Source organism: Tsuneonella dongtanensis, from assembly GCF_001698205.1.
Lineage (GTDB): Bacteria > Pseudomonadota > Alphaproteobacteria > Sphingomonadales > Sphingomonadaceae > Tsuneonella > Tsuneonella dongtanensis.
Genome location: NZ_CP016591.1, coordinates 2,125,950 through 2,142,217, shown reverse-complemented (window position 1 = coordinate 2,142,217; position 16,268 = coordinate 2,125,950). Strand labels below are relative to the sequence as shown.

Here is a 16,268-nt window from a genome sequence, read left to right as displayed (position 1 = left end):
TGCTGACATGGAGGGACGGCATGAGGGGTGCACTTGCAATCGTCGTGACGCTGATCGCCTGGCCGGCAATCTCCGCTGCCGGGACACCGCAGGTACCGACCACCGTCGAACCCCCCGCGACCAGCGCGACACCCGTGGCGGATGCGGGCCAGGCTTCGCAGACGGAACCGGCAAAGGTCTGCGTAACGCGTACGATGATCGGCAGTAACCTGCCCCGCAAGGTCTGCCGCAGCGCCGCGCAGATCCAGAAGGATCGCAAGCGCCAAGGGTTGCCGGTCGACCCGTCGATCACGCTCGACAACTTCGAGAACCGCGCCGGACAGAATTGAGGCCGCTTCCCATCCACTCGCGCGCGGGCTAGGCGCCGCGGCGCATGGAGCACGTTCCACCCGCCTTCGTCCTCGTTCGCCCGCAACTGGGCGAGAACATCGGCAAGGCTGCGCGCGCCATGCTGAATTTCGGCCTCACGGAAATGCGGCTGGTGGCCCCGCGCGACGGGTGGCCCAATCCTTCGGCCGGCCCGGCCGCTTCGGGAGCGGACATCATCCTCGAGCGCGCCCAGGTGTTCGACACAGTGGCCGAAGCGGTTGCCGACTGCGCGCACGTCTATGCGACGACGGTTCGCAAGCGTGGTGTCACAAAGCCCGTCGTCACCCCCGAAGTCGCGGCGCGCGAGATTCGCGCGCAACCCGGCCGCAGCGCGATCCTTTTCGGGCCCGAACGATCGGGGCTGGAGACCGAAGACGTCGCCCTCGCCCGCACCATCCTCACGGTCCCGATCAACCCCGAGTTCGGCTCGCTGAACCTTGCGCAGGCCGTAATCCTCGTTGCCTATGAATGGTCCAAGCGAGAGGCACTGGCGAGCCCGACGGTCGAGGACCTTCTGCCACCAGCGCCGCAGGAGGACCTGGACGGGATGATCGCACAGCTCGAGGCGATGCTGGAGCCTAAGGGCTTCTTCCGGCCGGCCAGCAGGGCCGCCTCGACCCGGCGCACGCTGCGCGGCATGCTGACCAAGCCGGGCTGGAACCACCTGGAAGTGCGGACGCTGCGGGGGGTGTTGAGCGCTCTCGCGAAGCCGGATCGCGGCTAGCTGCGAAGCCGGTCCCACTCGTCGAATTCGTAGGCGATCGATGCCTCCACCAGGCGATCCCAGATGTCCGCAATGGCATCGGAGGGAAGGCCCCGCGCCTCGGCATCGGAACGCGCCGCGGCGATGACCGCGGACTTGCGCGCTTCGTCGCGGACCGCGGCCCGTTCCTGCTTGATTCGGGCCGCTGCGCGCATGTAGCCGAAGCGCCGCTCGAGCAGCGCAACCAGCTCGCGGTCGGTGCGGTCAACTCCAGCGCGGACCTCGTCCATCGTCGCGCAGTCGTCGGGTACTTTCAGCGTTTCGATCATGCGGGGCGCGTTGGCCGCTCGGAACGGGTTTGTCGAGAGGGTGCGACTGGCGACCGAGCCGGGTTGACCCGCGCGGCGTTCCTGCTATGCGCGCGCCTCGCATTTGATCCCGCACCCCGGTGAAGCGGCGATCGCGTCTGGCACTTCGGCCAGTCGGGCGAAACCGGGTTCAAGGGCCACCACTGGGGTGGCCGAGCAAATCGAAGGAACGACATCATGTCGAAGCGCAAGAGCGCCAAGCACAAACTCGACCGCCGGATGGGCGAGAACATCTGGGGTCGCCCAAGCAGCCCCGTCAACCGCCGCTCCTACGGCCCCGGCCAGCACGGCCAGCGCCGCAAGGGCAAGATGAGCGACTTCGGCCTGCAGCTGCGCGCCAAGCAAAAGCTCAAGGGCTACTACGGCGACGTCACCGAGAAGCAGTTCAAGGCGACCTACGCCGAAGCCGCGCGGATGAAGGGCGACACCGGCCAGAACCTGATCGGCCTGCTCGAGCGCCGCCTCGACATGATCGTCTACCGCGCCAAGTTCGCGCCGACGATCTTCGCCGCGCGCCAGATCGTTTCGCACGGCCACATCCGCGTGAACGGTGTGAAGTGTAACATCGCCAGCCGCCGCGTTGCCGCGGGCGACGTGATCAGTCTGGGCGACAAGGCCAAGGAAATGGCCCTCATCATCGAGGCGCAGAGCTTGCCCGAGCGCGACATTCCGGACTATGTCTCACCCGACGGCACCGACAAGGTGACCTTCACCCGCGTGCCGACGCTCGACGAGGTACCTTACCCCGTCACGATGGAACCGAACCTGGTCGTCGAATTCTACTCGCGCTGACGTCGTCCCGGACTTGATCCGGGATCGGCCCGGATACGAAATACGGAAAGGGCGGTCCTGCGGGGCCGCCCTTTTCTTTTTCGCCGGCAGTTCGTCGCAAACATTCAGCAAGTTAGGAACCGCAAATCACACGCCGCATTTCTGCGTAGCGATGACCAAGTACCGTTTTGTCACTCCCAAGCGCGTCGGAAAATGGTATGTCGACGTGCGTCAGGCCCAGGCACACGCATGCCGCATTGGCGCGGGTTTCCTTGACCGTCTTACGGGCCGTTTCGTGGCGTATCCTGAAACCCGACTCGAAGAACTCGACTTCAGCTGATCGTCAGGAACTGATCGTCAGGGGAGGATCGCCTTGCCGTCCCAGGCGATGTGCGATCCGCTGTCGTCCGGACCCAATCGCTCAAGAGTGTCGAGCAGTCGGACAGCGCTCTGTTCGGGAGCAAGCAAGGTGCCCTCGGGCACACCGGAGTGGAAATCGGCGCTGAGCCTCGTGACCACGGTGCCGGGATGTAGTGCTACGCAGATCGCTTCCGGACGCGAGCGTGCAACCTCGATCGCGAGCGTGCGGATGCCCATGACCAGCGCGGCCTTCGAAGCGCGATACGAATACCAGCCGCCAAGCCGATTGTCCCCGATACTTCCGACCCGCGCGCCCAGCGCCACGAAGGCCGAGCGGCCCTTGCGGGGCAGCAGGGGGACGAAGTGCTTGGCCACGATCAGCGGCCCGGTCGCGTTCGTCGCCAATACCTCTGCCATTGCAGCCGGATCGAGATCGCGCAGGGCCTTTTCCGGCCCTCGTCCGACAGGGGCGAGAATGCCGCTTGCGACGATGACCAGGTCAACCGGGCCGCCCTTGACCGCCTCGGCGGCGGCACGGGCGATGGACGCTTCGTCCGTGAGGTCGACCTGCGGACGCGAAAGCGGGACGTTGGCAGTCCCACGAGCGGAAAGCTCTGCGCAAAGGGCGCCGCCGATCCCGCCCGAAGCGCCGATGACGACCGCGCGCTGCCAGGTCATCCCGGCGGTCTTCGATACCGATCGATGAACGCGGCGGCGAAGCGATCCATCGTGCCCGATGCAATGGACGATCTCATGCCGGCCATCAGGGCCTGGTAGAACGAGAGATTGTGCTCGGTCAGCAGCATGGCGCCCAGCATCTCACCAGCCTTGTGGAGGTGGTGGAGGTAGGCGCGGCTATACGCCTTGCACACCTGGCAGAAGCAATCATGGTCGATCGGCCCGGTGTCTTCGGCATGGCGGGCGTTGCGCATGTTGAGCGGCCCATTCCAGGTAAACGCCTGACCGTTGCGGCCCGATCGTGTCGGCAGAACACAGTCGAACATGTCCACCCCGCGCAGAACCGCGCCCACGAGATCGTCAGGCTTGCCGACACCCATCAGGTAACGCGGGCGATCTTCGGGCAGTTGTCCGGGCGCGAAATCGAGCGTGGCGAACATAGCCTCCTGCCCTTCCCCCACCGCGAGGCCGCCGATGGCATAACCGTCGAAGCCGATTTGCTGCAGCGCTTCGGCCGAGCGGGCGCGCAGGCGTTCGTCCAGCGCGCCCTGCTGGATGCCTAAGAGCGCGCTCCGCTCGGCGTGCTCGCCCCCGGCGTCGAAAGCATCGCGGCTTCGCCGGGCCCAGCGCATCGACAGCTCCATGCTCGCTTCGATTTCGGCGAGCGGTCGATCCGCGCGCGGGCATTCGTCGAACGCCATGACGATGTCGCTGCCGAGCAGGCGCTGGATCTCCATCGACCGTTCCGGCGTCAGCATGTGCCGCGACCCGTCGATATGGCTCTGGAAGGACACGCCTTCCTCGGTCAGCTTGCGCAGGGCCGCCAGACTCATCACCTGGTATCCGCCGCTATCGGTCAGGATGGGTCGGTCCCAGTTCATGAACCGGTGAAGCCCGCCAAGCCGCGCGACGCGCTCGGCACCCGGGCGCAGCATCAGGTGATAGGTATTCCCGAGCAGGATATCGGCCCCGGTCGCGCGGACGCTCTCGGGCTTCATCGCCTTTACCGTCGCCGCCGTGCCGACGGGCATGAACGCCGGCGTGCGGATCTCGCCGCGCCGCATCCGGATCGTCCCGGTGCGGGCCTTGCCGTCGGTGGCATGAATCTCGAATTCGAAGCGCGTCACGTGTCCGAGGCCTAGAATCCGTAGACGAACGAGAAGCGCGTAACGGTGTCGGTCGTGGTCTTCCCGGGCAGCGGATTGCTGTCGTAGTCGAGCGCGTAGGACAGGCGCGTGCTCAGCCGCTCAGTGACCTTGGCCTCGATCCCGGAAACAAGGCGCAGCGTTGTCGATTGCGAGTCGATCACGAGCAGCGCGGCCCCTCCGGTCTCGGCGACGGCGTTGAGGTCCTGGGTGAACTTGAGCCGTTCTAGCACCTGCCAGTCGAAGTCGAGACCGAACAGTCCGGCTATGCGCGTGTCCGATACACCGTCGGTCGTCCGCGTCAGCCGGAGCGCGGGCCCCGCCTTGATCGAGAGGTCCATCGTGTCGGTATCGACGACCTTGTAACCAATCCCGCCGGAGAGCGCATAGCGCGCCGCGGTGCCCTGCAGCCGGTCGCGCTCGTATTGTGCGAGCCCGAAGGCGAACAGATCCTCGCGCAAATCGTACCGCGGTTCATAGTCGGCGAAGAACTTCTCCCGCCGGGTCCGCCCGGCGACGCGCTGGAAGTCGGCGCGCGCCGAGAGCCGGTGCGACCAGTCGATGCCCTTGCGATTGAGCGAGATGGCGCCGGTCAGGCCCAGCGTGTCCGAATTGCCGGTCGCACGCGAACCGCCGATTTCCCCTTTCCCCTTCCAGCGCTCGAAAAGACCGGCGCTGCGGATCGCTGCAAGCTCGTCGGCCTTCTTGGCCTTGGCCATTTCGGCGCGCTGTCGACGGAATCCGGCGTGGATCTCCTCGATCGCGTCGACTTCGTTCGGATTTGTCTTCTTTGCCAGGTCGATCACGGTCGCGACGGCTTTAGGATCGCCAGTCTCGATGGCGGCGTCGATCATGGCTCGGACCGGATCCGGGATTGCGGCGGTGGCCGGCACGGACATGCCCGCCAGCGGTGCAGCAGCGACAAGGGGGAGGAGCAGGCGCATCGCGCCAGCCCGATAGCGGTTCAACTGCGAAGCCGCCACCCGCTCCGGAAAATCCAGGCAATAACGCCGATGCATACGCCAAGGAATGCGAGCGTCAGCCCAAGCGAAATCCCGATGCTCACGTCCGCTTGACCATAAAACGTCCAGCGCAGGCCGTTCACGAGATAGACGATCGGGTTGAACAGGGCGACGGTTCGCCACGGTTCGGCCAGCATGTCGATCGAGTAGAACGTGCCGCCCAAGAACGTCAGCGGGGTCAAAATCAGCAGCGGCACCATCTGCAGCTTCTCGAACCCCTCGGCCCAGATGCCGAGGATGAAGCCGAGCAGGGAGAAACTTGCCGAGACGAGGATGATGAAAAGAAAGGCCCAGACCGGGTGCGCGATCGAGTAGTCGACGAACAGCGTCGCGGTCAGCAGGATCACGCTGGCGAGTATCAGGCTTTTGGTCGCTGCCGCACCCACGAAGCCCAGCAGCGTCTCGGCCACGCCAACAGGTGCGGACAGCAGCTCGTAGATCGCGCCCGTGAAGCGCGGCATGTAGATGCCGAAGCTGGCGTTGCTCGTGCTTTCGCTGAGCAGCGTGAGCATCAGCAGGCCCGGCACGATGAATGCGCCGTAGTCGACCCCGCCGACATCGCTCATCCGGCCGCCGATCGCCGCGCCGAAGACGATGAAATAGAGGCTCGTCGTCAGGACCGGAGAAACGAGCGAGCCGAAGACGGTGCGCATGAACCGCGCCAGCTCGTTGCGGTAGATCGCATAGGTCGAGCGCCACCCGATCATGCGCCCGCTCCATCTTCGACCAGACCGACGAAAATGTCCTCGAGCGAGCTCTCCTTCTGGTCGAGCGCGGTGAAGACCACGTCCGATTTGGCCAGTGCCTGCGCGATCGCGGCGATCTCCGCCTTGCCCTTCCCCGACCCGTCGCCGCCGCGATAGGCGAGCGTCCGTCCGTCGTCTTCGAGGTGCAGCGGGTAGGCGCACAGCGAATCGGGTACTTCAGCAAGCGGTTCCGCCAGCCGGAAGCGCGCTTCGGTTCGCCCCATCCGCGCCATGATCGCGTCCTTGTCGTCGACCAGGAGGAGGCGTCCCTTGTCGATCACGCCGACGCGGTCGGCCATTTCCTCGGCCTCCTCGATGTAATGCGTGGTGAGGATCACGGTGACACCCGCCTCGCGCAGCCGGTCGATCTGGCGCCACATATCGCGGCGCAGTTCGACGTCGACGCCCGCGGTGGGCTCATCGAGAAACAGGAGTTCGGGATCGTGGCTGAGCGCCTTGGCGATCAGCACGCGGCGCTTCATCCCGCCGGACAGCGCGCGGATCTGCTCCTTGCGCTTGTCCCACAGGCTCAGCGAGCGGAGGACTTCCTCGATCCGGCCCTCATCGGGCGGCAATCCAAAGAGGCCGCGCGAGTACCGTACGCCGCGCTCGACCGTCTCGAACATGTCGAAGCCGAGTTCTTGCGGCACGAGGCCGATGCGCCGCCGGGCCGCGCGCCAATCGTGCGCCATGTCGAGCCCGAAGGCGTGGATCGAACCGCTGGTCACCCGCACGATGCCGCAGACCGCACCGATAAGGGTGGTCTTACCGGCGCCGTTAGGACCGAGCAGCGCGAAAATCTCGCCCTTGCGGATTTCGAGGTCGACCCCGTCGAGAGCCTTGAGCCCGCCGGGGTAGACCTTGGTCAGTCCTTCGATGCGGAGAATCGGTTCGGCTTCGCTCACCCGTGTCAGCTAGCGGCGATCCAGTTGCCGTGGAAGCCCGGAGGTACGACGTGGGGAATGTGCACTCGGGCGACATCCTCCATCGTTTCCGCGTCGAGGATCGCGAGGTCCGTCGTCTGGCTCGCGCGATCGATCACGTAGCCGATCAGCCAGCCATCCCCTTCGGGCGCATCGGCATTGCGCGGCACGAACACGAACTCGCCCGGCACGGCGTTCTCGCCGAAACTGCGGGTCGTCCGCGCGCCGGTTGAAAGGTCGTGACGGATCAGCGGGGCGGCGGCGAAGAATTCCTCGCTGCCGGCGTCGGGCAAGCCGACGACCCAGGCATAGCGATACGGCTGCGCGAAGAAGCGCTCGTCGGGCCGCGGAAACTCCTGCGGCGTCGGATCGATCGACGTGCGCTCGACCCGGCCACCCGTGGGATCGACCGTCCAGCGCTCCAGCCCGAGCGGCCTGCCGAACGGGCCTTCCATGTCGCCATCGAACATCGTTTCGTAGGCGCAGCAGTCGATCACGACCCGGCCCGCCTCGTCCTCGTAGCTGTTGGCGACGTGGAAGACATAGCACGGGTCGACTTCGTGCCAAGTCACGTCGCTCGCGTCGCCGTCGCGGCGCAGCAGTCCGACGCGCGCGGTGTGGTCGCGGTTCCAGCGGTACGGGAATTTGTGGCCTGCCAGCAGCGCCTTCATCGAGAAGGTCACCGGAAGATCGAAGATCACGACGTAGTTTTGCGTGATCGTGCAGTCGTGGATCGAAGGACCATGTTCGACCGGGATCGGTAGCTCGCGCAAGACCTTGCCGTGCTTGTCGAGCGCCACGTGGGTGATCCGCGACGGGTTTGCCGCGTCGTAGCAGATCGCGTGAAACTCGCCGGTGAGCGGATCCTCGTGCGGGTGCGCGGTGAACGAGCCGGCAAGACCGCCGCCGAAGTCGCTGAATGAGACGGTCTCCAGCTCCTCTGAGAGGATCGCGGGATATGAGCCCGCTTCGACCATTGCCAGGGTCTGGCCGCCAAACCCGATCACGTTGGTGTTGACCGTGTCGCTCATCCCCCGGCGCGGCCCGGGGGCGGCGGCGAGGCCGCTCGTCTGTTCGAGCGCGCGCGACCGGATGTAGCGATTGCGGTACCATTCGGCCTTGCCGCCGCGCAGTTTGACGCCGTGCACCATTCCGTCGCCCACGAACCAGTGGTGCCCCTTCCCCCCGGCAAAATGCGGATTGGGCCCGATGCGGACGTAGCGCCCGTCGAGTTGCGGCGGGATAGCGCCGGTGATCTCGAGGTCCGCGATGGTCAATTCCTCGGCCATCGGCGTGTGGATGCCGCGCATGAAGGCGCTGTCGTCCGAGAGGCGCTTGCGGCTGAGGCCCGCCACCGTGCCGATGCCGGCAGTCACTGCCCCGCGGATGGTCTTCTCGAGTACGCTTGCCATGGCCGAATCCTGTCGCTAGTCCAAAGTGAACAGCGTCAACATAGCGGTCAAGTAAACAGTGTCAACATCGGATTCCACCTATCATCACGGATCGCTTCGTACGGCGCTGATCGAGGCGGGGATGGCTGCGCTCGAAGGAAACGAGGGTGTCGATGTGTCGCTCCGCGAGCTAGCCCGCATCGTCGGCGTCTCGCCTGCGGCCGTCTATCGCCACTTTCCCAACAAGGACGCCCTGCTAGCCGAACTGGGTGGTGAAGGACTGCGGATACTCGGCACCGCGCAGCGCAAGGCCTACGAGGCGGCCGGCGGCGGTGCGGCCGGGTTTGCCGAGACGGGTCGCGCCTATGTCCGCTTCGCCCTGGCCCACCCTGCCCTTTTCCGTCTGATCTTTACACACGGCGAGCCGGGACGCTGGCGGGAGCGTGAAAGCGATCCGGCGCGCGAGATTCTCGAGGAAGCGACCCAGTCGCTTGCAGGAAAAGGTGCGGCCGCCGAGCGCCTTGCGACCCAGGCATGGGCGATCGCCCACGGTATCTCCATGCTGATGCTCGACAACCGCCTTCCCGCCGACGACGCGCTGATCGATCGCCTGCTCGACACGCGCAGCCTGTTCCCCGTTCAGGGCAGCAAGAGCGAAGAATCCCCGTAGCTGTAGAAGCGATACCGCTCGGCGATCGCATGGGCATAGGCTGCCTGCATCCGCTCGCGCCCCATGAGCGCCGAAACGAGCATGAACAGCGTCGATTTCGGAAGGTGGAAGTTGGTCATCAGCCCGTCGATCGCGCGGAACCGATAGCCCGGCGTGATGAAGATCGAGGTATCGCCTTCGAACGGTCGGATAATCCGGTCTTCCTCGGCAGCGCTTTCGAGGAGGCGTAGCGACGTGGTGCCCACCGCGATGACCCTTCCACCATGGGCACGCACCGCGTTGAGCCGATCTGCGGTTTCAGCGTCGATCCGGCCCCATTCGGCATGCATCGCGTGATCTTCGGTGTCCTCGGCCTTGACCGGCAGGAAGGTGCCCGCACCGACGTGGAGTGTCAGGGTTTCGGTGAGGATCCCCCGGGTCGCCAGATCCTCCATAAGCTCCGGTGTGAAATGGAGCGCGGCGGTCGGTGCCGCGACCGCTCCGTCCTTGTCCGCGAACATCGTCTGGTAATCGGCCCTGTCGCGTTCGTCGGTTGGGCGCTTTCCGGCGATGTAGGGCGGAAGCGGCATTCTTCCGGCGTGTTCCAGCAGCACTTCCACGGGCTCGTCGCCCGCAAATGCCAGAACCCACGAACCGTCGGGGAAGCGCTTTTGCGCCGTTGCAGAGACGCTACCCCCAAAGTCGATCGCATCGCCCTCGCGCAGCCGCTTGCCGTTGCGGACGAAGGCCTGCCAGCGCCGCAGGTCGATCCGCTTGTGCAGGGTCGCGCCGATGCGCGCGTCCCCGCGCCTGCCTTCGAGCTGGGCCGGTATGACACGCGTATCGTTGAACACCAGGACGTCGCCCGGCGCGAGCAGGTCCGGCAGATCGCGCACACCGCCGTCGATCGTTTCGTGCGGGCCGCGCAGCACGAGCATCCGCGCCGCATCGCGCGGCACCGCCGGGCGCAGCGCGATCAGCTCGTTCGGCAGTTCGAAATCGAAAAGGTCCACCCGCATCGCGGGCCCGCTAGCAGAGGTTGAGGCCCAGCGGGAGGCTCAGCTGCCGATCGGCGCGCTCAGCATATCCGCGGTGATCTCGGCCTCGGCAGCTGCGGCCGGGGCGAACTTCTGCGGCTTGCCGTCGGCAGCGATCGACGCCTGGACGACGACCGTGGGCTGCGCCGGCGGCTCTCCGCGGTTGATCGCATCGACCGCGTCCATGCCGGAGATAACCCGCCCGAGGTTGGTGTACTTCCGGTCGAGGCTGAAGCGCGGGTAGAACACGATGAAGAACTGGCTGTTCGCCGAATCGTCGCTTTGCGCGCGCGCCATCGAGACCGTGCCGCGCAAATGCGGCATCGGATTGAACTCGGCGGCAACGTCGGGAAGCTCGGATCCGCCGCGGCCCGTGCCGGTCGGATCGCCGGTCTGGGCCATGAAACCCTCGATCACGCGATGGAAGACGACGCCGTCGTAGAATCCCGAGCGCGTCAGGGTCTTGATCCGCTCGACATGGTTGGGCGCCCAGTCCGGCATGAGCCGGATGGCGACCCGCTTGCCGTTCGACAGGTCGAGCAAGAGGATGTTCTCGGGATCGTTGGCGATGTCGTAGTCGATCGGCGCATAGGTGCGCGGCGCCTGGGGCGCAGGGGCATCCTGGGCCAGCGCGGGCGCGTTCGCGAGCGCGAAGGCGGCCAGTGCGCCGGTGGCAATCAGTCGATTGAGCTTGAGCATATGCGTCCCGGATTTCCTGGTCGGTTCGAGCGCGCCTCTAGCGGCCGCGGTCTGTCGATACAATGAATGGTTAGGCGCGGATTGAACGAACCCGACCTTCCACATCGTCGCGGACCGCCGGCGTGACGAACTTGGAGATGTCGCCGCCATACATCGCGATTTCCTTCACGAGCCGGCTCGCGATGGGTTGCAAGGCAACGTCGGCCATCAGGAAGATCGTCTCTATCCGGTCGTTGAGCTGCCGGTTCATGCCGGTGAGCTGGTACTCGTATTCGAAGTCGGTCACCCCGCGGATACCGCGGATGATGACCGCGGCCCCTTGCGCCGAGGCGAAGTCCATCAGCAGCGAATTGAAGCCGATGACCTCGATATCCCCGCCGAGCGGGGCGACTTCGCGCCTCACGATCTCGATACGCTCGTCGTCGGAGAACATGGGAGACTTCGCCATGTTGGTGGTGACGCCGATGATCAGCTTGTCGACCAGCTTCGCTCCGCGCTCGATGATGTCCATGTGGCCGAGCGTGATCGGGTCGAACGTGCCGGGGTAGATACCGATGCGCCGCGCCATCAGCGGTCCCTTTCGACTATGAAGCGAGCGAGGGCACGCAGCAGTTCCGCCTCGCTGCCATGCGAGGCGAGATGGCCGATCGCCTGGTCGACGAGCGCGCGGGCCTGCGTGCGCGCAGCCTCGGCACCCATGAGGCTGACGAAGGTCGCCTTGCCGGCCACCTCGTCCTTGCGCAGCGCCTTGCCGGCGAGCTCCTCGTCGCCTTCCGCATCGAGGAGGTCGTCGGCGATCTGGAACGCAAGTCCGATGTCGCGGGCATAGGCCCGCAGGTGGCCGCGCCCTTCATCGGGGACGCGCCCCAGGATCGCGCCCATTTCCACCGACGCCGCGAGAAGCGCACCGGTCTTAAGCTGCTGGAGACGCGTGATCGTGTGCAGGTCGTGGACCGCGCCGCCTTCGGCCGCGATGTCCATCATCTGGCCGCCCGCCATCCCACCCCACCCGCTCGCCCCGGCCAGCGCGGCGACAAGCTCGGCGCGCACGAACGGATCGCCGCTGGTTTCGGGCATGGAGAGAATTTCGAATGCCAGTGCATGCAGCGAATCGCCGGCGAGGACCGCGGTCGCCTCGTCGAAGGCCTTGTGCAGCGTCGGCTTGCCATGCCGAAGGTCGTCGTCGTCCATGCACGGCAGGTCGTCATGGACCAGCGAATAGACGTGGATGGCCTCGACCGCGCATCCAGTGCGCACCGCGGCATCGCGATTGACGCCGTACATTTCCGCCGTGGCTACGGTCAGGAGCGGGCGGACGCGCTTGCCGCCGCCGATCGCGGCATAGCGCATCGCCTCGAGCAGCGGCGCACGGGTATCGTCGGGCACTGGCAGAAACTGGTCGAATGCGGCATCGACCTCGCGCTGGATGCGCGCAAGGGCATCCCCCAGGATGTCGCCCGCGACGATGCCCACGTCAGCCATCGGCATCGAATGGCACCGCATGGCTCGGGCTCCCATCGGGACCGGCGACGATCTTCTCGATCCGCGCCTGCGCCGCGTCGAGTCGGGCCTGGCAATGCCGCCGCAGCGCCTCTCCGCGTTCGTAAAGGGTTATAGACTGGTCGAGCGGCACTTCACCGCTCTCGAGCCGGCGGACTACGTCTTCGAGGGCGCGCAGGGCGTCCTCGAAAGTCATCGATGCGATCTGTTCGGCGCCCTCTTCCATCATTCGCTGCATTGACCGCGACGCAGGCCACGGTCAAGCTGCAGCGCAAACGGGAGGAAGCGGACGATGCAGTGGGTTATCGCCTATATTGCCACGGGAGTGAGCTTCGGCGTGCTCGACGCGCTCTGGCTGCGCTGGGCCGGGCCGAACCTGTACAGACCGGCACTGGGAGACCTGCTGGCGGAAAGCTTCCGCCCCGCCCCGGCAATCGCGTTCTATCTCCTCTACATCGGGGCGGTGGTCTGGTTCGCGGTCCGCACCGGACACGCGCATGGCGGAGTTGCGGTCGCGGCGCTCAACGGCGCGCTCTTGGGGGCGATCTGCTACGCGACCTACGATCTCACCAACCAGGCGACGATGAAAGTCTGGCCGGCCCATATCACGCTGATCGATATCGCATGGGGTGCTTTCGCCACCGCCGTGGCCGCATCGGTGGGATGCTGGGCGGCGGTGAAGTTCGGTTGACGATGCCGTTTGTCGGACGGATCGCTGTCACGGTGGGCGTGATGATCGCGGTGGCGAGTGCGACGGCAATCGCTCTCGCTCTCTACGACATGGACCGGGTCGGGCACGGCCAGCCATCCTTCGTATACGAACGGCTCACGCCCGGCATGGGATTCGGGGACGCGGTATTGATCGTGGCGGTCGCGCTGGCGGGCATCGCCGCGTGGGTCGTCAGCGGACGCGGGTGAGGTAGCGCGCATGTTCATCGGTCACTGGGCACCGGCTTTCGCGGCCGGCGCCGTCTCATCCGAAAGCCCGCGTCTCGGCACGCTGTTCGTCGCCGCGCAGCTCGTGGACTGGGCGTTCATGGTGTTCTTCATGGTGGGGTTGGAGGACGCGCGAATCGTTCCCGGGATCACGGTGATGAACCCGATGGACCTCCATCACATGCCCTATACCCACAGCCTGCTCGGCACGGCGGTATTCGCTGCGCTGTTCGCACTCGTCGTCGGGTGGAGCCTGCGGAGCGCGGTGGCCGCGGCCGTCGCGGGGCTGGTCGTCGCCAGCCACTGGTTCCTCGACCTGCTGGTGCACCGGCCCGACCTCACGCTGGCCGGTGGGAGCGAGAAGCTCGGCCTGGGCCTCTGGAACCAGCCCCTGATCGAGATTCCGCTCGAACTGGGAATCACCATCGGGGCATTCGCCTGGTACATGCGCGCCACGAAAGGCCCGGTCGGTCCGCCGTTGATCCTGCTTGCAGTGATGCTCGTGTTCCAGGCGATCAGCTGGTTCGCGCCGCAGCCGACGGAGTACTCGATCGCGCTTCCCCTGACCGCGCTGTTCGCGTTTTCGGTCGTGACCGCGCTCGCCTTCTGGGTGGGCAGGACGCGGTGGCATAAGCGGCAGGTGGGACTGGCGGTGGCCAGCTTCGCCCGCTAAGCGCGCGCGCATGGCCACCATCCAGTCCGAAATCACCCCCGAGGTCGTTGAACAGCACGGCCTCAGCCCCGAGGAATACGGCACGATCGTCAGGCGGCTCAACCGCGAGCCCAACCTCGTCGAACTCGGCATCTTCTCGGTCATGTGGTCGGAGCACTGCTCCTACAAGTCGAGCCGCCTGCACCTCAAGAAGCTGCCGACCGAGGCCCCTTGGGTGATCTGCGGGCCGGGCGAGAACGCGGGCGTGATCGATATCGGCGACGGGCAGGCCGCGATCTTCAAGATGGAGAGCCACAACCACCCGAGCTACATCGAGCCCTACCAGGGGGCCGCCACGGGCGTGGGCGGTATCCTCCGCGACGTGTTCACGATGGGCGCGCGGCCGGTCGCCAACATGAACGCGCTGCGCTTCGGGCGGCCCGACCACCCGAAGATGAAGCACCTGGTCAAGGGCGTGGTCGCCGGCATCGGCGGCTACGCCAACTGCGTCGGCGTACCGACGGTGGGCGGCGAGACCAATTTCCACCCGGCCTACGATGGCAACATCCTCGTCAACGCGATGACGGTAGGTGTCGCCGATGCGGACAAGATCTTCTATTCGGCGGCGACCGGTGTGGGCAATCCGATCGTCTATGTGGGAAGCAAGACCGGGCGCGACGGCATCCACGGCGCCACGATGGCGAGTGCGGACTTCGCCGAGGATGCGGAGGCCAAGCGCCCAACGGTGCAGGTCGGCGACCCTTTCACCGAAAAGCTGCTCATCGAGGCGTGCCTCGAACTGATGGCCACCGACGCCATCGTCGCGATCCAGGACATGGGCGCCGCGGGCCTCACCTCCTCGTCGGTGGAGATGGCCACCAACGGCAAGGCGGGCATTCGCCTTGTGATGGACAACGTCCCCTGCCGCGAAGAGGGGATGACGCCTTACGAGATGATGCTGAGCGAGAGCCAGGAGCGGATGCTCATGGTGCTGAAGCCCGGCAAGGAAGCCATGGCCGAGGCGATCTTCAAGAAATGGGAACTCGACTTCGCGGTGATCGGCGAAGTCACCGATACCGGCCACATGGTGCTCGAATGGCAGGGTGAGGTCGTCGCCGACATCCCGCTCGGCCCCCTCGCCGCCGACGCGCCGCTCTACGACCGGCCCGCGATGAGCCGCGAGGATTACAAGGCCTGGGCGCAGGTCAAGCCGCTGGGTGAAGTGCCCGAGAGCACCGATATCGGCGCGGACCTCTTGAAGCTGATGGCCAGCCCCGACCTCGCCAGCCGTCGGTGGATCTGGGAGCAGTACGACAGCCAGGTCGGCGCCGACACGCTCCAGTTGTCGGGTGGCGACGCGGCGGTGGTGCGCGTTCACGGCACTCGCAAGGCGCTGGCGATGACCACCGATTGTACTCCGCGCTATTGCTACGCCGACCCCTATGAAGGCGGCAAGCAGGCGATCGCCGAAGCCTACCGCAACCTCTGCGCGGTCGGCGCGAAGCCGCTGGCGGTGACCAACTGCCTCAACTTCGCCAACCCCCAGCGGCCCGAGATCATGGCGCAGCTCACCGGCTGCCTCGAAGGCATGGGCGATGCCTGCCGCGCATTGGACTTCCCGATCGTGAGCGGCAACGTGAGCCTCTATAACGAGAGCAAGGCCACCGGCGGCGGCAGCGCGATCCTTCCCACCCCCGCGATCGGCGGTGTGGGGCTGATCGACGATTATGCCAAGATGGCGACGATCGGGTTCAAGGGCGAAGGCCACGACATCTGGCTCATCGGCCCGCGGTGCGGACACCTCGGCCAGTCGCTCTACGTGCGCAACATCCGCGGTCACGAGAGCGGCGACGCTCCCGAGGTCGAGCTCAAGCTCGAGCGCGCCACGGGACGACTGATCCGCAGCGCGATCAAGAATGGCTGGGTGAGTTCGGTCCACGACGTATCCGACGGCGGACCGCTCGTCGCGCTCGCCGAAATGGCGCTTGCCGGAGGTGTCGGAGCCGAGATCCTTGGCGCATCGTTCATCCAGAAGCCTGCCGAGCACGACTGGCTCGACAAGGATGTCGCCAGCGCCACGGCGCAACTGTTCGGCGAAGACCAGGGCCGGTATCTCGTCGCGCTGGCCGGGGCGGATGGCGATGCCCTTCTGGAAGAGGCGGAAGCGCAGGGCATTCCGTTTGTCATGGTCGGTCGCACCGGAGGCACCGCCCTCCGCCTGACCGACGACGACGCGCCGCAGTTCGCGTTCTCGGTGGAATTGACCGCCTTGCGCGAAGCGAGCGACAGCTTCTTCCGCGACTGGATGGAAGGCTGACG

Annotated in this window: 21 protein-coding genes; 9 read left to right on the top strand and 12 right to left on the bottom strand. The window is 66.2% G+C overall.

The features are described from left to right. Window positions 1–20 precede the first annotated feature (20 nt). Together A6F68_RS10475 and A6F68_RS10470 are read left to right on the top strand one after the other, a co-directional pair. A complete protein-coding gene (locus tag A6F68_RS10475; protein WP_067679603.1) occupies window positions 21–329 on the top strand; it encodes a hypothetical protein in 309 nt (102 codons plus the stop codon). 44 nt (window positions 330–373) lie between these two features. After that, complete coding sequence (locus A6F68_RS10470; protein ID WP_067679601.1) at window positions 374–1,093, top strand: RNA methyltransferase; 720 nt, start codon at window positions 374–376, stop codon at window positions 1,091–1,093. Here A6F68_RS10470 and A6F68_RS10465 read toward each other — a convergent pair. Further along, window positions 1,090–1,401, bottom strand: coding sequence for a chorismate mutase (locus tag A6F68_RS10465; protein WP_067679598.1), 312 nt, complete (start codon window positions 1,399–1,401; stop codon window positions 1,090–1,092). The genes A6F68_RS10470 and A6F68_RS10465 overlap by 4 nt on opposite strands. A gap of 216 nt (window positions 1,402–1,617) precedes the next feature. Here A6F68_RS10465 and rpsD point away from each other — a divergent pair, with 216 nt between their 5' ends. Next, the gene (rpsD, locus tag A6F68_RS10460) at window positions 1,618–2,232 is read left to right on the top strand and encodes a 30S ribosomal protein S4 (protein WP_067679595.1); all 615 of its coding nucleotides are present in this window, start codon (window positions 1,618–1,620) and stop codon (window positions 2,230–2,232) included. Window positions 2,233–2,383: 151 nt separating this feature from the next. Continuing rightward, window positions 2,384–2,551, top strand: coding sequence for a hypothetical protein (locus A6F68_RS15210; protein WP_198152590.1), 168 nt, complete (start codon window positions 2,384–2,386; stop codon window positions 2,549–2,551). Between the two features lie 17 nt (window positions 2,552–2,568). Here the strand turns inward: A6F68_RS15210 and A6F68_RS10455 are convergent, their stop codons facing one another. The 6 genes from A6F68_RS10455 to A6F68_RS10430 are packed head-to-tail and all read right to left on the bottom strand — an operon-like array spanning window position 2,569 to window position 8,497. Continuing rightward, window positions 2,569–3,249 carry an SDR family NAD(P)-dependent oxidoreductase gene (locus A6F68_RS10455; RefSeq protein ID WP_067679592.1) on the bottom strand — a complete coding sequence of 227 codons (681 nt, stop codon included), beginning with the start codon at window positions 3,247–3,249 and terminating at the stop codon, window positions 2,569–2,571. Beyond that, window positions 3,246–4,376: a tRNA guanosine(34) transglycosylase Tgt gene (gene tgt, locus A6F68_RS10450; protein ID WP_067679587.1), complete on the bottom strand. Its 1,131-nt coding sequence runs from the start codon at window positions 4,374–4,376 to the stop codon at window positions 3,246–3,248. Before tgt ends, A6F68_RS10455 begins: the two co-directional genes overlap by 4 nt. An 11-nt stretch (window positions 4,377–4,387) precedes the next feature. Continuing rightward, a complete protein-coding gene (locus tag A6F68_RS10445) occupies window positions 4,388–5,338 on the bottom strand; it encodes a DUF481 domain-containing protein (protein WP_067682452.1) in 951 nt (316 codons plus the stop codon). A gap of 20 nt (window positions 5,339–5,358) precedes the next feature. Next, window positions 5,359–6,123 (bottom strand): ABC transporter permease, encoded by a 765-nt coding sequence (locus tag A6F68_RS10440; RefSeq protein WP_067679584.1) that lies wholly within the window; start codon window positions 6,121–6,123, stop codon window positions 5,359–5,361. Next, window positions 6,120–7,067: an ABC transporter ATP-binding protein gene (locus A6F68_RS10435; RefSeq protein ID WP_067679581.1), complete on the bottom strand. Its 948-nt coding sequence runs from the start codon at window positions 7,065–7,067 to the stop codon at window positions 6,120–6,122. Before A6F68_RS10435 ends, A6F68_RS10440 begins: the two co-directional genes overlap by 4 nt. 5 nt (window positions 7,068–7,072) lie before the next feature. After that, window positions 7,073–8,497 carry an 8'-apo-carotenoid 13,14-cleaving dioxygenase gene (locus A6F68_RS10430; protein WP_067679578.1) on the bottom strand — a complete coding sequence of 475 codons (1,425 nt, stop codon included), beginning with the start codon at window positions 8,495–8,497 and terminating at the stop codon, window positions 7,073–7,075. A gap of 58 nt (window positions 8,498–8,555) precedes the next feature. Here A6F68_RS10430 and A6F68_RS10425 point away from each other — a divergent pair, with 58 nt between their 5' ends. Next, window positions 8,556–9,146 (top strand): TetR/AcrR family transcriptional regulator, encoded by a 591-nt coding sequence (locus tag A6F68_RS10425; RefSeq protein WP_232308118.1) that lies wholly within the window; start codon window positions 8,556–8,558, stop codon window positions 9,144–9,146. On the opposite strand, the gene queA is transcribed toward A6F68_RS10425, so the two are convergent. The 5 genes from queA to A6F68_RS10400 all read right to left on the bottom strand — a co-directional run bounded on the left by queA (window position 9,116) and on the right by A6F68_RS10400 (window position 12,587). Further along, window positions 9,116–10,144, bottom strand: coding sequence for a tRNA preQ1(34) S-adenosylmethionine ribosyltransferase-isomerase QueA (queA, locus tag A6F68_RS10420; protein WP_067679575.1), 1,029 nt, complete (start codon window positions 10,142–10,144; stop codon window positions 9,116–9,118). The genes A6F68_RS10425 and queA overlap by 31 nt on opposite strands. Before the next feature lie 39 nt (window positions 10,145–10,183). Then, window positions 10,184–10,861, bottom strand: a complete 678-nt coding sequence (locus A6F68_RS10415) for a peptidylprolyl isomerase (protein ID WP_067679572.1) — start codon at window positions 10,859–10,861, stop codon at window positions 10,184–10,186. A 70-nt stretch (window positions 10,862–10,931) separates the two neighbouring features. Then, complete coding sequence (coaD, locus tag A6F68_RS10410) at window positions 10,932–11,432, bottom strand: pantetheine-phosphate adenylyltransferase (protein WP_157096712.1); 501 nt, start codon at window positions 11,430–11,432, stop codon at window positions 10,932–10,934. Next, window positions 11,429–12,343 carry a polyprenyl synthetase family protein gene (locus A6F68_RS10405; protein ID WP_067679567.1) on the bottom strand — a complete coding sequence of 305 codons (915 nt, stop codon included), beginning with the start codon at window positions 12,341–12,343 and terminating at the stop codon, window positions 11,429–11,431. Before A6F68_RS10405 ends, coaD begins: the two co-directional genes overlap by 4 nt. Beyond that, the gene (locus tag A6F68_RS10400) at window positions 12,336–12,587 is read right to left on the bottom strand and encodes an exodeoxyribonuclease VII small subunit (protein ID WP_157096783.1); all 252 of its coding nucleotides are present in this window, start codon (window positions 12,585–12,587) and stop codon (window positions 12,336–12,338) included. Before A6F68_RS10400 ends, A6F68_RS10405 begins: the two co-directional genes overlap by 8 nt. 66 nt (window positions 12,588–12,653) lie before the next feature. Between A6F68_RS10400 and A6F68_RS10395 the strand changes: the two genes are divergently transcribed. The 4 genes from A6F68_RS10395 to purL are packed head-to-tail and all read left to right on the top strand — an operon-like array spanning window position 12,654 to window position 16,266. Continuing rightward, window positions 12,654–13,052: a DUF2177 family protein gene (locus A6F68_RS10395; protein ID WP_067679561.1), complete on the top strand. Its 399-nt coding sequence runs from the start codon at window positions 12,654–12,656 to the stop codon at window positions 13,050–13,052. Further along, entirely contained in the window at window positions 13,049–13,279 is a 231-nt protein-coding gene (locus A6F68_RS10390) for a hypothetical protein (protein ID WP_157096711.1), read from the top strand. Before A6F68_RS10395 ends, A6F68_RS10390 begins: the two co-directional genes overlap by 4 nt. A 10-nt stretch (window positions 13,280–13,289) precedes the next feature. Continuing rightward, window positions 13,290–13,970: a hypothetical protein gene (locus tag A6F68_RS10385; RefSeq protein ID WP_067679555.1), complete on the top strand. Its 681-nt coding sequence runs from the start codon at window positions 13,290–13,292 to the stop codon at window positions 13,968–13,970. 10 nt (window positions 13,971–13,980) lie between these two features. Then, a complete protein-coding gene (gene purL / locus A6F68_RS10380; protein ID WP_067679552.1) occupies window positions 13,981–16,266 on the top strand; it encodes a phosphoribosylformylglycinamidine synthase subunit PurL in 2,286 nt (761 codons plus the stop codon). Window positions 16,267–16,268: the final 2 nt, after the last annotated feature.

What these genes read in the sequence shown, in the direction of transcription:
- A6F68_RS10475 (WP_067679603.1), top strand. Translation starts at nt 21, where the DNA reads ATGAGGGGTGCACTTGCAATCGTCGTGACGCTGATCGCCTGGCCGGCA.
- A6F68_RS10470 (WP_067679601.1), top strand. Translation starts at nt 374, where the DNA reads ATGGAGCACGTTCCACCCGCCTTCGTCCTCGTTCGCCCGCAACTGGGC.
- A6F68_RS10465 (WP_067679598.1), bottom strand. Translation starts at nt 1,401, where the DNA reads ATGATCGAAACGCTGAAAGTACCCGACGACTGCGCGACGATGGACGAG.
- rpsD (WP_067679595.1), top strand. Translation starts at nt 1,618, where the DNA reads ATGTCGAAGCGCAAGAGCGCCAAGCACAAACTCGACCGCCGGATGGGC.
- A6F68_RS15210 (WP_198152590.1), top strand. Translation starts at nt 2,384, where the DNA reads ATGACCAAGTACCGTTTTGTCACTCCCAAGCGCGTCGGAAAATGGTAT.
- A6F68_RS10455 (WP_067679592.1), bottom strand. Translation starts at nt 3,249, where the DNA reads ATGACCTGGCAGCGCGCGGTCGTCATCGGCGCTTCGGGCGGGATCGGC.
- A6F68_RS10445 (WP_067682452.1), bottom strand. Translation starts at nt 5,338, where the DNA reads ATGCGCCTGCTCCTCCCCCTTGTCGCTGCTGCACCGCTGGCGGGCATG.
- A6F68_RS10440 (WP_067679584.1), bottom strand. Translation starts at nt 6,123, where the DNA reads ATGATCGGGTGGCGCTCGACCTATGCGATCTACCGCAACGAGCTGGCG.
- A6F68_RS10430 (WP_067679578.1), bottom strand. Translation starts at nt 8,497, where the DNA reads ATGGCAAGCGTACTCGAGAAGACCATCCGCGGGGCAGTGACTGCCGGC.
- queA (WP_067679575.1), bottom strand. Translation starts at nt 10,144, where the DNA reads ATGCGGGTGGACCTTTTCGATTTCGAACTGCCGAACGAGCTGATCGCG.
- A6F68_RS10415 (WP_067679572.1), bottom strand. Translation starts at nt 10,861, where the DNA reads ATGCTCAAGCTCAATCGACTGATTGCCACCGGCGCACTGGCCGCCTTC.
- A6F68_RS10405 (WP_067679567.1), bottom strand. Translation starts at nt 12,343, where the DNA reads ATGGCTGACGTGGGCATCGTCGCGGGCGACATCCTGGGGGATGCCCTT.
- A6F68_RS10400 (WP_157096783.1), bottom strand. Translation starts at nt 12,587, where the DNA reads ATGGAAGAGGGCGCCGAACAGATCGCATCGATGACTTTCGAGGACGCC.
- A6F68_RS10395 (WP_067679561.1), top strand. Translation starts at nt 12,654, where the DNA reads ATGCAGTGGGTTATCGCCTATATTGCCACGGGAGTGAGCTTCGGCGTG.
- A6F68_RS10385 (WP_067679555.1), top strand. Translation starts at nt 13,290, where the DNA reads ATGTTCATCGGTCACTGGGCACCGGCTTTCGCGGCCGGCGCCGTCTCA.
- purL (WP_067679552.1), top strand. Translation starts at nt 13,981, where the DNA reads ATGGCCACCATCCAGTCCGAAATCACCCCCGAGGTCGTTGAACAGCAC.